Below are 15,522 nucleotides of genomic sequence, written 5' to 3'. Positions count from 1 at the left end.
TTTAATTCGTCCTATCCTAAATACTTATATAGATAGTATTGGAAAAAATTCAAAAAAAATTTATAAAATCTAATTGACAATATGTTTGAACACAACATATAATTTATCTTGAATTAAGTTATTTTGATTTCAAGATAAACGAATTAAAAAAACATACTGGAGGAGAAATAAAATGACAAAAACTAAATGGGCTCTTGATGCATCACACAGCAGTGTAGATTTTTCTGTTCGTCACATGATGATCGCAAACGTGAAAGGTACTTTCAATAAGTTTGACGCAACGATTGATGCAGATCCAACCGATTTAACAACTGCAAGCATTGAATTTTCAGTTGATACTGCAAGTGTAGACACTCGAAATCAAGACCGTGATGGACACTTGGTTTCTGCAGATTTCTTTGATGCAGCTAATCACCCAACAATGACCTTCCGCTCTACTAAAATTGAAAAAACAGATGACGATGAATACAATGTTACTGGTGATTTAACACTGCGTGGTGTATCAAAACCTGAAACATTTGCAGTTACTTTCGAAGGTCAAGGAAAAGATCCATGGGGAAATGAAAAGGTTGGATTTAGTGCAGAAGGTACGATCAATCGTTCTGAGTATGGCCTAGTTTGGAATGCGGCACTTGAAACTGGCGGCGTCCTTGTTGCTGACAAAGTAAAAATCAACCTACAAATTCAAGCAGCTAAAGCTGAGTAATTAAGATAAATCAAACACATCATTTATTTCAGGCGTGAATTCACATCGAATTCATGCCTAATTTTTGTTATAAAATACACCCATTGTAAATTAAAAGATTAGTTCAATCGCTATTTTCATATATGATATAAACCTTTTCAAAAAAAAATTAAAATCGCTGTCGATAAAATAATTCAACTGCTGTATCGTTATTCAATGACAGCAATTCGTTTTTAAATACCTTTTTACCAGATGCTGGTCGAGAAATCCCGCACTTTGGACTTAAAGTTCGTGTAAATGGACAATCCAAAGACAAATCTGTTGGATCGATCGTAATCTATAAGTAATTTAATGAGTCCCACCTTCTTACTTTAGAAGGTGGGACTTTTTTAGGGACGAATAGTAACTCTCGTTCCATTTGGTACCATATTCGCCAGCTGCATAACATCCCGATTATACATTCTCACACAGCCATGGGAAACGGCTTTTCCAATCGAACTTGGGTCGTTTGTGCCATGAATCCCGTAACCTTGTTTGGAAAGTGAAAGCCACAACACTCCAAATGGTCCCCCTGGATTATACTGCCGATTTACAATCACAAAATCACCTGTTGGAGTATCCGTCAACATCTTCCCTACCGCGATTAGAAAAATTTTTACTAGCCTTCCATTGTTATATAATGTAAGTCTTCGTTTTCCGACAGAGATTTGAATGGAAAAGGGTATAGTAGTGGGTTCTGGCAGACCTGGAATTTGGATTTTTTGGCCTACATGTAATTGCCCGACCCCAGGATTTGCTGCGTGAAGTCTACGGAGACTTACGCGATAATTAGCAGAGATAATCCCCAGCGTTTCGCCAGGCTTAACTATATGAATCATACGATCCCACCTTTCTTCTGATAGCATATGCCCATACAAGTTTATGGTTGCCTTATTTAGAATTGGTACTGATATCCTGCCTTTCTAGCTGGATCAGCATTATTCAAACCGAAATAGTGGAGCCATATCCTCTCTTACGTGGTTCACAAAAAAGTAATCATTACTTGCCTTATCATATCGATAATCGTTTCTCCATTCATTTATGTTTAAGGTGATATCTCTTATGGCATTTACAAACAATAGGATTTCTTCGTTAGTCATAATCGGATGTAATGAGAAACGAACCCACCCTGGTTTCTCCGACAGATCTCCTTGATTAATCTGTTCAGAAATATGCTTAGAGGAAGGTTTATCAATGTGAAGAAGATAATGCCCGTAGGTCCCAGCACAGGAGCATCCACCTCTTACTTGAATCCCAAACCGGTCATTGAGAAGGCGCACAATTAGATTGTAATGGATTTTCTCAATATAAAACGAAACAATACCCAGACGATCTTTTTTATGACCATCTAATAAATGAAGGCCGGGAATCTCTACTAATCTAGGTAATAAAATACTTAACTGTTCCTTCTCTCTTGTTAATATATTGTCCACACCCATTTGATTCTTCAAATTCAAACATAGGGCGGTCCGAATGGCTTGTAATATTCCTGGTGTCCCACCATCTTCACGCAGCTCGATGCTGGTATGATATTGGTGCTCGCCCCATGGATTCGTCCAGGTCACAGTCCCGCCCCCGGGATGGTCTGGAACATGATTAGCATATAATCTAGTATCAAAGACCAAAACACCACTAGTTCCCGGTCCCCCTAAAAACTTATGAGGAGAGAAAAAGACGGCATCAAGTTTTTCCAATGGGTCCTTTGGATGCATATTAATGGTCACATACGGAGCCGCAGCCGCAAAATCGACTATACAAATGCCACCATGTTGATGCATAATTTTTGCTAATTGATGGTATGGGGTTTGAACCCCTGTTACATTGGAGCATGCTGTAAACGAACCGATCTTCATTTTTCTATTCTTATATTGATGCAGCAGGTGAACAAGCCGGTTTTTGTCCACGCCTCCATCCTCGTCTGGACTTAATACAACCACATCCCCCAGTGTCTCGAGCCAGGATGTCTGATTTGAGTGATGTTCCATATGCGTAATAAAAATTACTGGTCGCTCATTTTCGGAAATCTGCAGCCGCCCTTTCCACTGTTCATGAACTCTAATTCCTAATAATCTCTGAAACTTATTCATCACAGAGGTCATTCCAAATCCATCCAGGATTAGGGCATCATGCTCGTCTGCGTTAACATGTTCCTTAATAATTTTTCTGGATTGATTATATATCCCTGTCATCATTAAACTAGTTATATTCGATTCTGTATGTGTATTTGCCATAAAGGGTCCGAATACCTCAGAAATTTTCTGTTCGATGGGTCGATAAAGTCGTCCGCTTGCCGTCCAGTCCGCATAGATGATTTTCTTTTTCCCATAGGGGGAATCAAACACTTGGTTCGTCCCAATCACTTGTGAGCGAAACGGTTGAAAATATTCTTCAAGGTTATCCGGGATCCGATAGGTTTTACTTCCAATATTAGCGGTGATCATTTGTTTCACACCTCACAATATAAATCTGTTATTAATATATGCAGGAATCTATAGCACGGTTTCTTTAACGAAATCTAAAGAGAGCAGCCTCCTATAAGGGCTGCTCCTCTGGTATTTCTCCAACTTAATTAAATTGTTTAATGTTTACATCTTCAGACAAAAATCTTACATAATTCTTACGAATATGCTTTTTTTCAAATAAAAAAGCAGCCTCATCAATTGATAAGGCTGCTTTTGAGTTATAGGGGGATGAAATTACTTACTAATATGTAGTAATTTTCGCAGATTCTTTCCTTGTTACTTCTTCAATTTTTTGAATAAACATTTGAAAAACTCGCCTTTTTTCCTCTAGGTCTTTTATGTATTCTTTCAGTTGGTTATAGCTTTCTTCAAATGGTTTATGGTACATGTCACGAATTTTATCAATAATTTCCTCATTTACTGTCGATTGAATTACTTGCTTGGTAATCCCATATTTGTAAGAATAAACCTTTAATTCCTGTGCCACTTCATCATATTCATTTGCAATTTCAGTTAAGACTAGTGAAATATCATCTTTCCACTCATCTAGTGATTTTTGCAAGTAGGATTTTGCCATTGTCTCTTCCATATAAACACCCGCCCTAATACAGTCTCGATTATGTTTACACTATTATAACGTGGTTTGATTACATAGAGGTTTCGGCTAGTTTACATTGTCTTTTCAATAGCTATTTTTTTGAGTCTTTCTCCTCAATCACCTGAGTAATTGGATCCACACTAGTAATACTTTCTAGTTTTTTAATACGTGGCAGATTTCCTGGGATAAAGAACTCAAATAAAATCAATAAAAAAACTGTGCAAACCGATTGGTTGCACAGTTTTTTATGTTTCTAACTAAAAGATGGTTTTCGTAAAGAACAATGGGAGCTTTCGGAAAGAAGTTCTGGTGCAAAATCAGCCAGTTTCTTGATAAAATAACATGTTTCTGGAAAGTGGTGCTCTAAGAACCTGAGGGTGGTTTTATTTAGTAACCTTTCCCCCTTGTACTTTTCCACAATAGTCTTTATATACTTATTCATTTCAATTACGGTTCTGCCTACTTCTAATGCTAGTTCCTTTTGACGCGGGAATCCCTGCTCAGTAAATCGTAGAAATCCCTTGATATGATGATTCTGCAGGATGAACATCTGAAATCTTTGGGCATAAAGATCGGTTTGCCGATCAACAGCTAATTCTATAGGATCTATCAAATTCCTTAGTAAAATAATGTGACCCAATTGATCTTCGAGCCATAAATCTAACAGTTGATCGAGCCGTTGCGGCACAGCTTCCTGCCCATTGGCATAGAACGTCAAGAGCCGTAAATATTCTTGATTTTCACTTAAGGTTCCATTCAAATACGTGGGCGATAAATTAAAATTCACCTGATTTTTGATTCTTAAATTTTGTAAGTGTCCCTCGTACCGGTAATATTTATGGGCCACAGAATAAGTTTGTTTAGAAAAAGAAATCAGTTCACTTGCTGAAAAACTCAAAGCAGGATCGATATTTCGAAGATTATTAAGCAGGCTGCCGAATGATGAAATAAATCTTTCAGCAACTGCTATTTCGTTTTTTTCTTCAGGTGATAAATGATCCCGAACGAATACGGCATGATCCTGAAGAATTTCCAGCCAAAATAAATGCTCCTCCCACACACTAATTGTTGTTGTCATAGAATAGTCCCCCCTACATAGAGAATATTCATGGCAAACGACTATATATGTAACATTTTTGTTAATACTTCCTTGCACAACTAATTTTTTGCCCCAAAAAACGAATACCTCTTAAAAGTAATAGTTATTAAATTAGTCTATCTTCACTGCTTTTTCGAAATCATCGAGTGTAGTTGAATATTTTATATACGTTCGAGGTAAATAGTAAAGCTCGTTCTTAAAGCCTGTCATTGAAAATGGGCCTGGCGTTGTAGTCAGTCCATACCGATAATACTTTTTCGCTTCCGCCACCACATATTCATTCGTATTCCCATAGGGGTACGCTAGAGCAAAAACAGCTTTACCTGTTATTTGCTGAATTTTTTCTTTCGATTCTTTTAGTTCATATTTTAAGTTTTCCTCTTTGATTAAATCTGGATGTGTAGCTGTATGTGACTGAATAGATATTAATCCTGAATCTGCTAACATTTTTAAATCTGCTTTAGATAAGCGGTTTGCCCTTCCTACGAAATCAGAAATCACAAAAAAGGTACCGGCTGGATGAAAACTTTCTGTTGTGAGTTTTTGAAAAATCGAATAGGCATTAAGATTATTTTTGTAACCATCATCAAATGTGATAAAAATTGGCTTTTGAACAGTTTTAATATCCTTCCAACGCTCGAAAGTTAATAAGGTATAACCATGATCTCTTAAATATGCCATTTGTTTCTCAAAATTTTCTGGAGTTACATATAACTCCTTGGATCCAATACCGTTAAATTGATCGATGGAATGATAAATTAATATAGGAATCTTTTGCTTAGCATAGACGCTTTTGGGAAGACCTAAAATGAGAAGAGATAAGAATAGTAATAAAATCTTTTTCATAAAATTCCTCGCTTTTTGCGTTTTATATTTACCTCCCCCCTATTATTCCTCCAAAATATCATTTCATTAAAAAAGCTGCTTTTGGCAGCTTTCTACGATGGATGAGATCAACTCACAAAAAAGTTAAACAACTGGATTGGAGCTAGGGATTTTTTGTCCTGATGTATATTTCTTATTTTTCTTCCTTTTCCATTCCACAAATAATAGGTTCATCACAATGGCTAGGTATACTGCAATTGGAAAGGCTACTGAACTATCCAAAAATATGGAAAAAGGGATGACGACTATCCGAAAAGTAACGAACACCCATGTTATTGCATAACTACGAAGAATCCAGATCTTATGTGCACTTATTTTCCGCTGGGTTGCCTTGATTACGCCCATAGAAGTAGTCCACAGCCAAAAAGCATTTAGGACTAGAAATGCAATGGTTGACCCCTTTCCTCCTGTTGCAAAAAGAGAAATATATGGTACGACAAGTATATTAATAAAAATTGCTACTGCATAAATTTTGCCTAATATTTTATGGAGCTTTGGTTTCCTTTGGCTTATCTTAGTCATTTGAAAAGGACCAATCGCTAGAGAGATCGTACCAAATAAAATATGAGGATAGAAAAACCACTTCCACGTTGTCAATGAAAAATCTGGGTTTTCCATTTTTCCCTTAACCATTGGTGCCCATTCCACACCATTCAATAGAAACATAACAAAGATATAGACGGCGAATAAAGCAATCGTAAAATATAAAACGCCAATTGTAAGTTTCCTTTTCGTCTCATTCTTCATTTTATTTTCCTCCATTACCCCAAATTTTTTCAAAATATTTATATGGTACGGATCTGAATGGAAGTGGGATGATCCCTCTCTATCCTAATTAAATGTATACCCATTATTAACACCTCACTTTGGAAATGTACCGATGGTCGGTTTGTTTTTATCGTACAAACCCCCACCTAATGGGGCCCAAGAAAAGATTCATGTTAATGTCTTCATAATCACTTTAAAAATATCACTTGCATCTACTTTGTCTTCTTCTGAGGAGCTCAAACTTTGCGTGACCCGTAAACCGTATGAAAAGGTCATCATTAGTGTTGACATCCTTTCTGCATCAATAGTAGGAGGGATCACGCCATTTTCCTGCCCCATCTTAATCCATTGGGTACCAGTATCTTTACTGTAGCGGAAAAGTTCAGTAAGGATATTTTTGACCTTTTCATTTTCTTGGCTTAACAAATATATAAAAATTAAGTTTCCAATATCATTGGAATTTTGCCGTGAGTGGAAAAATCGACTGACAACCGCAAACCGTCCTTGATTAGGACTATCTTCTTGCATGGATTGAGTAATTGTCATTTGAAATTTTTCATTCATTTCTTCAATTTTAGATTTTAGAATGAGCCCGAACAACTCATTCTTACTGTCTACATAATGATAGATGGCCCCTTTAGATAGTCCAGATCTTTCAATAATGTCTTTTAGTGTCGTATTTCTACAGCCTTTTTCGATAATGATTTCTTCAGTTATTGATAGGATGTGCTGAAAGCTCGGGCTATCATAAATAGTTGAATTAGCCATAATACTACCTTCCTTAATTTCATGATGAGTTATTTATTATTAGTTAATAGGTCTAGACGTGTTTTTGCATACCTGCGATACACAATTGTAAATAAAATCGTTGCACTAATCACGCCATAAAAAATCAGTTGTGACACCGCTAAAAATGCCGAGACCGATAGTTCGTAGACGAGAATGATTTTGGCAATCGCCTCACCTAATAATGCGATTCCCCATATTGCTGTCATGATTCTAAGGACTAACCGAAAATATGGATGCTCCCAGTTTTTTTCGAATTGCTCCTTCTTTTCCGTGGCTTCACTTGCACTAAACCTGATGGCAAAATGATAAATTAATGGCTTTGCAAAGAACAAGGATGCGATAAATATCAGGCCTAGCAATCCTGTAACCATTGATTCTCTTAACAGGATAAGCCTTTCATTTCCACCAAGAACGAACGCCAGCAAGCTTAATACAAAGCCAGTTAGCATAAATAAACCAAACGCATCTGCTTTTCTATATTTCACAAGATGGAAAAGATTATCCGCCAATGGAATAAAAGTAGCAATTAATAACGCAACAAAACTTGTGTAGTAGTCTAATAGTAAGTTATAAACGATAACTGGTATCACTCCATTTATTACAATACTTAATACAATCGATTGGATCAATTTCTTTTTATAATTTACTTTCACGTGTTTGCCTCCCCTTTTTCACCTTTTAAATGTAATAAACTTATCTTACAAACCGACCGCCGGTTTGTCAATTGTTTTATTTACTTTTTTTCCCTTTTCGTATTTAAATTGCAATCTATATTCATGTGACATCCTTTCTTAATAAGTGGTAGACTAAAAACAACATTCTTCAGAAGGGGAGCTATATTCATGACCAATTATAAAGTTTTATTTTTAGATATCGATGGAACATTACTGGGACCAGATGGTACGATTGAAGATTCAACAAAAAAGGCCATTTCAAAGGTTCAGGCTCAGGGCTTGGAAATTTTCTTAGCTACTGGAAGGCCACTACATGAATTAGATGAACTCGCAAAAGAGTTAAATATTCACTCATTCATTGGTTATAATGGTGCATATGCCATTTATAAAGGTGAAGATATATTCCAGGAGCCTATGAAGAGTTCTACAGTTATGAATTTCTTAGAGATTGCTAAGGATAACCAGCATGAAGTGGTCCTGTATACGAATAATAAGAACGTTTTTACCAATGTAGATTCTGGGATCACAACGGAGTTTATGCACAAATTCCACTTACATAAAAATGAACCTTATTCACCTTCAGTTAATAGTTCGATCTTAGGGATGACACTAGTCAATCTAAATAAAGATGACCCTGTCCTTTACAATAATGAAGAGGGAATCCATTTATCCCAAGTCAATGTCGAGGGAATGCATCATTGCTATGATGTAATCAGGGACAAAGTAAACAAAGGCTATGGAGTTCAAGTAGTTTTGAATCGGTTAGGCATCAATCAAGAAAGTTCGATTGCATTTGGAGATGGAATGAATGATAAGGAAATGCTTCAAAACGTGGGCGAAAGCTTTGTCATGGGTAACGGCCATCCGGACCTTTTTAAATACGCAAAGCATAAAACTACCAGGGTTACTGAATCTGGAATTTATAATGGGTTGAAAAAGCTTGGGTTGGTGAATTGAGATAGGAGATAAATCATGTAGCCAAATAAAAAGTGCAGAACATTTCAATTACATTGAAACACTCTGCACTTTTTTGCGCTTTATATCTTTGTGAAAATTATCCCCAGTAGAGCAGTACAAACACCGATCACTTGATATCTTTTTAATTTTTCTTTAAAAAGTAAAAACCCCGCTAGAACCACTACTAGACAATTTAAACTTACAATTGGAAACACGATACTTGCCGTTCCTACCTTAAGGGCATAGAAATAACTGCTATATCCCAAAATGCTAATTAGTCCAACAATGGATCCCACATTGGCTTCTGACCTCTGCCACTTTTCTTTTTTCAATAGACTGCAAATAGCTAAATAGACACTCCCCCCGCCATACATGGCAATGAGGATATCTAATGAATTTATTTGCAGATAGGATGTAGTTTTCATTAAAACCCCTAGTAAACCAAAAGAAAATATTGCAAGCCCAACGCGAATCATCCAAGGGAAATAATTTATTCCTCTATTATTACCAGATGAATACTGGATGGCCATGGCTGAGCCAAGCATAATTATGATTCCTACCCACTGAATCACTGTGATATGTTCATGAAAAAGAACACCAGCACATACGATTGGAAATATTGTATTTGTTCCTACTAATGGCGATGTCAAACTAGCAGGGCCCTTTTCAAAGGCCTTTGACATTTGGATATTTCCGTTTGCATTTAATATTCCAATAAAAGCTCCTAGTAAAATGGTGATAAGATTCAAATGGACTGTCCCGTTTACAAAAGCAAATCCCAAAGTTAATAGGAATGCTACAAAATAGAAGAAGAACTGAATATGTACTTTCGACACCTTCTTCTCCGTGCTCCACTTGAAAATAGTATTATTAGTCCCAAAACAAACCATAGTAACAAAGGCCGCTGCAATCCACATGTTGAGATCCTTCTTTCTACATCAGTTCCACTCCATATAATAAACCTCATTTCTACTCTGCTCAATCGTTTTTTTTTAATAAATGCTCAATTTGCAAAATATTGTTGTTATTTCATGCTTTCCGTCTTGTTTTGATAGCTTTTGTCATCTAGCAGGAAAATGTGCTACCGAATGGTGAATTACTAACATAAAGATGAATTATTTCCGAGATAAATAGAAAGGAATGATTTTTATATGAAGTCCTATACCTTAAAAGAAGTAGCAAAAAAAATAAATACAACACCAGGCACCATACGTCAATGGGAAAAAGATTTAGTTGATTTACTAGAAATTCCTCGTACAAAACAAGGCGCAAGAATATGTACAGATAGGGAGATTGACCAGCTAATAGAAATTAAACAACTTTATGAAAAAAAGTTAAGTAAGGAAACAATCAGGGAATGGATGCAAAAAAAACTTCACCCTAAAAGTGAGGATATACCCCAATCCCCCGCAGTTTCACAAGAGACCATTGAAAATCAGGATGTCTCAGAATCACTCGCTGTTTCACTCAAGGCCATTGAAAATCTGGATATGCAAGAATCACCTGTGGTCTCATTAGAGGTCATTTCTGACACAGCCAAACCGATAACCATACAAGACGCTATAGATGCACATCAGTTTTTCGAGGCAATGGATACGTACAAGCAAAATTTCTTAAGCGACGTAAAAGATGAAATCCGGACGGTTGTTCGAAGAGAAGTACTAGATGAAGTAAAAAAGGAAATAAGGAATGGAACCTATACCACAGTTAAATCATTATCTGACTCGATATATAAATCATCTGCTAACACAAGAGCTGAAATTCAGGAGTTATCAGAGACTCTTGAAAAAGCATCTGAACTATCAGCTGACTCATTACAGTACCTATCCAACAACATTGCTAACGTTTCAATCGAGACTTCGCAAGAAATTTATACACTTTCCAAGCAGTTGTCAGAAACTTCCGAAGAACTATCCCACTATGTGGATGTTACTAATAACGAAATCTCAAGTCTAACTGAGGTAATGTCAAAAGAACGTGAATTTTTCCTTGAAGAGCGTAATCAGTACCGACATGAAATTTCGCAAAGAGAATTAGCCTTTCAACAAATGCTTAACAGTTATAGACATGTGGCAGCAACAAAAGAAAAGAAATGGTGGAAATTCTGGACATAATACGAAAGTTTTCTTCGATTAGAACGACTCCCTTAAACAATAATTTCGTCACTCGTGGATTGCGGTTTATTTTACCAATGGAGGGATTCGAAATGAATACAAGTGAAGTAGCAAAATTATTAGGAGTATCTACAAGTACTATTCAGCGCTGGGTAAAACAGCTTGAACTTCCAATGGAAAGAAATGAGCGTGGTCATTACCATTTTAGCAGCGAGGATATAGAACTATTAAAAAAAATACACGAACAGCTCCAAAACGGGACACTAATCCAAGAAATAGTCCCATTAAAAGAGAAAAAAAATACTCGAAAAGGTGCTGTTAAAGCGGTAAATGACAATCAAGCACTAGAAAAGTTATATTCAAAAGTCAGTGAATTGGAAAGTAATCTAAATTCAAAAGCAGATTCGGTTGCTTCCTATCAACTCCTTCAGCATCGCCGTGAACTAGAGGATTTGCAACATCTTGTAAAAGATTTATCGCAGCAAGTAGAACAACTTCAAAAACAAATGAACCAACTAAAAATGACCTCGCAAATGGAAGAACCACTTGTATTTGATCACAGTAAAGTAAAAAGAAAAAAGAAAAATATTGTCAGTTCATTATTTGGGTTTTAGGTCGTTACAATTTTTCTAATTTAAATCCACAAAAAATAGCCGAACTGGTCCATACTAGTTCGGCTTTCATTAACCACTCCCTGTATTCTTTTAAACTTTAAATTCGACAAGCGGTTGAGTATATTTTTTAATTAAATAACTTCCTAGAACGATACAGATCATAAAGGAAAGAACGAAAAGTAAAAGATAATTCCCTGAAATGGAGATGATACTTTTATTTGGAAGAATCTCTTGGAGCGATTTAATAATAAATCCATGAAGCAAATAGACATATAAAGTTCTTTCACCAATTTTCGTTACTTTAAATTGATTGGAAGGTATTAATGCTAAAAACCCAAATACAACTATTAATGTCAGCCCGTACTGAAGTCCTCGCAACAGCCCATCGACCAACTCTTTTTCCCCCATATTTGCGTATGATGTATCGCCCAGAAGCCATGGCACCGCATCTTGAGGGAAACTGAACCCAAAGAAAATATAAGTCCCGATAATGATTATTATACCAACTGGAAGTGAATATCTGGCCCGAATTACTTTCTTTAACTGATCACCATTTAGTAAAAACCCCAAGAGGAAATAGGGAAAAAATACAAATGTTCTTGATAGGCTTAAAAAACTACCCGCGTGATCAACAAAACCAATCGCAATTCCCAAGACAATGGCAATAAAAAAGCCCCTCCATCTTAACCTTGCAAAGAGATATAGCAGTAAATTCCAAAAAAACAAACTCATCAAAAACCAAAGCGACCAATGAGGATGTAAAAAATCAAATTCTATATTATTTTCCTGCCCATTTAAATAATAATAAATGGAATAGATCATCTGAAAAATAAAATAAGGAAGTAATATCTTCTTAATAGACTTTATAAAGTAGCCTTTCTTTTTATAACCTTTCGCGAAGTATCCAGAGATTAGGATAAAAGCAGGCATATGGAATAGAAAAATAACTGTATATAAAGTGAAAAGGATCCCATCATGTTCCTTTAATGGACTTATGAGGTGCCCAAAAACGACGAGAAAAATCAAAATGAATTTTGCATTATCAAAATATTTACTCCTTTTTGAAGCTGAAGCCATCATATCACCCCATAGGTTAATTCAATCAAAAAGGTATATTAATATTTTTTTCAAACCCTCACCATTTAATTCCCACGACCAATTCTCTTAGTCGTTAACCAATCATAACAAAAGAACATTACAGGAATATGTATATAAATTAACTTTCTGTTGCATGGTTATTACGATTTTAAAATAATAATCTCATATACCTACGATTATATTACTACTTCACTCTTAATAAACCCTTAAAATTGAATGTTAAAAAAACAAAAAAAGGCCACTCCTTTGTTCGTTAAGGAATGGCTTTTACTAATTCATAAAGTAATATCTACAAGATGGTTCCTGATGATTTCCTGATAATTCTCTCTTAATTGATCTTGTGAAATCCGAAGCGCTTTTGAAACGTGATAAAGATATTCATGGTCGCTTCGAAGCCAAGATGAATAATTTCTTTTTAAATACCGTTCTGCTTCCTCAAATGCCGAAAAGACTTGCTCCAATTTCTTCTTATTATGTACAATCGAGAAATTACCATCTCCACTAGGGATAATATATGAACTTTCTCCCATCGGATTCTGATAAGATGTACCAACCTGTGAATCCTTAACATTAAATTCATTCCGATCTGCATCTGGTTTAAGTGGAATCATTTCAAAAACATTTAGTACAAACTTTTCAAACGCTTCCCTTGTCATTTCCGATCCAGAGGCTTTCGGATGTCCTCCTCCTCCGTACCTTTTTGCATATTCGGCTACATTTATTTCATCATGAATGGTTCGAAATCCCATCTTCTTTCCACCCATATTCAGAAGAACAATCATATCCAAATGCGGATATAAATTATTTAATTCATTTCCTAGCTCTGATAAATATTGTTCGGCATGAACAATTCCAACACAGTAATCATCAATAAAAGTTTGCACCAATTGTCTACTTTTCGAATGGATATAACGATGAATTTTTTGTTCCTCGATATCAAGCAGCATATGTTCGGTATCGGTCAAAACAAATGATTCATTATTTTCAGTCAACCTTTTTAACATTTCCTCCTCAAACAGTTCACGACTCATAATATAGAACAAATCATTTAATCGTTTGGCTGTTAAATTATTATTTTCATCCCACTCCCAAGTGTCATATTGACGTACTAATTCGATAAATTCTTCAAGTGCTTTATTTCGTTCGATCATTTTGTGTTCAATTAAGTAATCATAAAATAAAGAAGTTGCACAAGTCTTTTTTCCCGTCTCATACTCAGGAATTACGCTCCCCCATTTGTATTGATTAAAATGCAAAGCAGTCACATGATGATCAATCATTTGAATTGGTTTTCCCTTTTGGAACCGCTCCTCGAGTTTTTTCTCTACCTGCTCATTTACAGCCAAATCAGTAATGTAGATTTCCACATTATTATTCTCAGGGTTTTTAATAATTGCTTCCACTCTTTGATTTAAATTTCGATAAGAACAGTAAAATATATTGGCCTTGTCTGCAAATGCCAGTTTCGCAATAAGTCCACAACCAAGACCATCAAGATCAATATCCGTAAAAATAATCATCCTATCTACCACCATCCATTTTTCGCTTCATAACGTATCGTTTGGTTTTAGCAAATTTTTTATGCAGGTTAACCTAGTTATGATTTAACATTAACCTTTATTTTATCATATAGAAAATAATACCACCTACCACTATGACCTGGTGATAGTAATCACAGACATATTAAAAATGACATGGTATGATTCATGGGAAGTTTCTAATACAAACAATGAAACGGGGTTATAATTTGAACTTTCCACAACTTAAAATAGGCCATATGAGACCTCAGGTTCCAATCATGCAAGGTGGAATGGGTGTCGGTATTTCTCTAAGCAAATTGGCTTCAGCTGTCGCAAATGCAGGCGGGATTGGGATTATCTCTGGAACAGGGATTTCAACTGACGAAATGAGAACACATATAAGAAAAGCTAAAAGTCTGATCAATGATGCAGGATACATTGGTGTAAATGTTCTATTCGCGATGAATGACTTTGCTGAAAAAATGAAAGCAGCTCTAGAAGAAAAAGTTGACTTTATTATTTCTGGAGCTGGAATCTCACGAGATATGTACGCATGGGGAAGAGAAGCAGGAATTCCTGTTATCTCAATAGTCTCGTCTGCTAAATTAGCCAGGATTTCCGAACGACTGGGAGCAGCAGCAGTTGTCGTTGAAGGCTTTGAAGCAGGGGGACATCTTGGAACAGACCGCCCAATGTTTGATATCCTCCCAGAAATCGTTGAAGCGGTTTCCATCCCCGTTATTGCGGCAGGAGGAATCATGACTGGCGGCGATATTGCAAAAGCTCTTGCAATGGGTGCGTCTGGTGTACAAATGGGAACACGCTTTGTAGCCAGCGAGGAATGTGATGCCCCATTAACTTTTAAACAAAAATATGTTGATGCAGGTAAAGAAGATTTGGTTTTGGTAAAAACAACCGTTGGTCTTCACGGAAGAGCCATTAATAATAATTTTGCAAAATTAATTAGTGGTACAGATAAGCTAAAAATCGCTAAATGCATTGATTGCTTAAAGAATTGTTCTTACCGCTTTTGCACCATGGATTCTCTTTTGGTATCCATGAATGGTGATACGGAAAATGGCCTTGTTTTTGCAGGGGCTAGGGTTGGAGAAATCAAAGATATTCTTCCCGTTCAAACAATCATTAATAATCTTACATTAGAATACAATCAGGCTATCTAGCATATTTAAAAGAGCCAACCTTACGGTTGGCTCTTTCCT

At 36.0% G+C, this 15,522-nt stretch carries 16 protein-coding genes and 1 pseudogene; 6 read left to right on the top strand and 11 right to left on the bottom strand.

Annotated features, from left to right (window positions below; translation table 11 throughout):
* Positions 1-172: 172 nt before the first annotated feature.
* Positions 173-706, top strand: coding sequence for a YceI family protein (locus J7E63_RS00405; protein WP_215009811.1), 534 nt, complete (start codon positions 173-175; stop codon positions 704-706).
* A gap of 185 nt (positions 707-891) precedes the next feature.
* Positions 892-1,032, top strand: a pseudogene (locus J7E63_RS30430) (hypothetical protein); the annotation flags it as partial.
* A gap of 42 nt (positions 1,033-1,074) precedes the next feature.
* On the opposite strand, the gene J7E63_RS00395 reads toward J7E63_RS30430, so the two are convergent.
* From J7E63_RS00395 to J7E63_RS00360, 8 genes are all read right to left on the bottom strand, one after another.
* Entirely contained in the window at positions 1,075-1,563 is a 489-nt protein-coding gene (locus J7E63_RS00395; protein WP_215009810.1) for a L,D-transpeptidase family protein, read from the bottom strand.
* Positions 1,564-1,662: 99 nt separating this feature from the next.
* On the bottom strand, positions 1,663-3,165 hold the full coding sequence (locus J7E63_RS00390; RefSeq protein ID WP_215009809.1) for an aminotransferase class V-fold PLP-dependent enzyme: 1,503 nt from the start codon (positions 3,163-3,165) through the stop codon (positions 1,663-1,665).
* 262 nt (positions 3,166-3,427) lie between these two features.
* Positions 3,428-3,775: a hypothetical protein gene (locus J7E63_RS00385; RefSeq protein WP_168244713.1), complete on the bottom strand. Its 348-nt coding sequence runs from the start codon at positions 3,773-3,775 to the stop codon at positions 3,428-3,430.
* Positions 3,776-4,037: 262 nt separating this feature from the next.
* Entirely contained in the window at positions 4,038-4,862 is an 825-nt protein-coding gene (locus tag J7E63_RS00380; RefSeq protein ID WP_215009808.1) for a DUF2935 domain-containing protein, read from the bottom strand.
* A 132-nt stretch (positions 4,863-4,994) separates the two neighbouring features.
* On the bottom strand, positions 4,995-5,729 hold the full coding sequence (locus tag J7E63_RS00375; RefSeq protein WP_215009807.1) for a polysaccharide deacetylase family protein: 735 nt from the start codon (positions 5,727-5,729) through the stop codon (positions 4,995-4,997).
* 123 nt (positions 5,730-5,852) lie between these two features.
* Complete coding sequence (locus tag J7E63_RS00370; protein WP_215009806.1) at positions 5,853-6,515, bottom strand: DUF2306 domain-containing protein; 663 nt, start codon at positions 6,513-6,515, stop codon at positions 5,853-5,855.
* A gap of 189 nt (positions 6,516-6,704) precedes the next feature.
* Positions 6,705-7,304, bottom strand: a complete 600-nt coding sequence (locus tag J7E63_RS00365; RefSeq protein ID WP_215009805.1) for a TetR/AcrR family transcriptional regulator — start codon at positions 7,302-7,304, stop codon at positions 6,705-6,707.
* A 29-nt stretch (positions 7,305-7,333) separates the two neighbouring features.
* Positions 7,334-7,978, bottom strand: coding sequence for a VC0807 family protein (locus tag J7E63_RS00360; RefSeq protein ID WP_215009804.1), 645 nt, complete (start codon positions 7,976-7,978; stop codon positions 7,334-7,336).
* Positions 7,979-8,167: 189 nt separating this feature from the next.
* On the opposite strand from J7E63_RS00360, the gene J7E63_RS00355 reads away from it, so the two are divergent.
* Complete coding sequence (locus J7E63_RS00355; RefSeq protein ID WP_215009803.1) at positions 8,168-8,956, top strand: Cof-type HAD-IIB family hydrolase; 789 nt, start codon at positions 8,168-8,170, stop codon at positions 8,954-8,956.
* Between the two features lie 80 nt (positions 8,957-9,036).
* Here the strand turns inward: J7E63_RS00355 and J7E63_RS00350 are convergent, their stop codons facing one another.
* Complete coding sequence (locus J7E63_RS00350) at positions 9,037-9,873, bottom strand: DMT family transporter (protein WP_215009802.1); 837 nt, start codon at positions 9,871-9,873, stop codon at positions 9,037-9,039.
* 234 nt (positions 9,874-10,107) lie between these two features.
* Here J7E63_RS00350 and J7E63_RS00345 point away from each other — a divergent pair, with 234 nt between their 5' ends.
* Positions 10,108-11,070 carry a MerR family transcriptional regulator gene (locus J7E63_RS00345; RefSeq protein WP_215009801.1) on the top strand — a complete coding sequence of 321 codons (963 nt, stop codon included), beginning with the start codon at positions 10,108-10,110 and terminating at the stop codon, positions 11,068-11,070.
* 92 nt (positions 11,071-11,162) lie between these two features.
* Complete coding sequence (locus J7E63_RS00340; protein ID WP_215009800.1) at positions 11,163-11,684, top strand: MerR family transcriptional regulator; 522 nt, start codon at positions 11,163-11,165, stop codon at positions 11,682-11,684.
* A 90-nt stretch (positions 11,685-11,774) separates the two neighbouring features.
* Here the strand turns inward: J7E63_RS00340 and J7E63_RS00335 are convergent, their stop codons facing one another.
* Together J7E63_RS00335 and J7E63_RS00330 are read right to left on the bottom strand one after the other, a co-directional pair.
* Entirely contained in the window at positions 11,775-12,764 is a 990-nt protein-coding gene (locus J7E63_RS00335; protein ID WP_251033285.1) for an acyltransferase family protein, read from the bottom strand.
* 293 nt (positions 12,765-13,057) lie between these two features.
* Complete coding sequence (locus J7E63_RS00330) at positions 13,058-14,302, bottom strand: DHH family phosphoesterase (RefSeq protein WP_215009799.1); 1,245 nt, start codon at positions 14,300-14,302, stop codon at positions 13,058-13,060.
* 209 nt (positions 14,303-14,511) lie between these two features.
* On the opposite strand from J7E63_RS00330, the gene J7E63_RS00325 reads away from it, so the two are divergent.
* A complete protein-coding gene (locus J7E63_RS00325) occupies positions 14,512-15,483 on the top strand; it encodes an NAD(P)H-dependent flavin oxidoreductase (RefSeq protein WP_215009798.1) in 972 nt (323 codons plus the stop codon).
* Positions 15,484-15,522 lie beyond the last annotated feature (39 nt).

It is taken from the genome of Bacillus sp. ISL-75 (assembly GCF_018613095.1).
The sequence above is the reverse complement of the archived record's forward strand: the minus strand, read 5'-3'. Positions and strand labels throughout refer to the sequence as shown.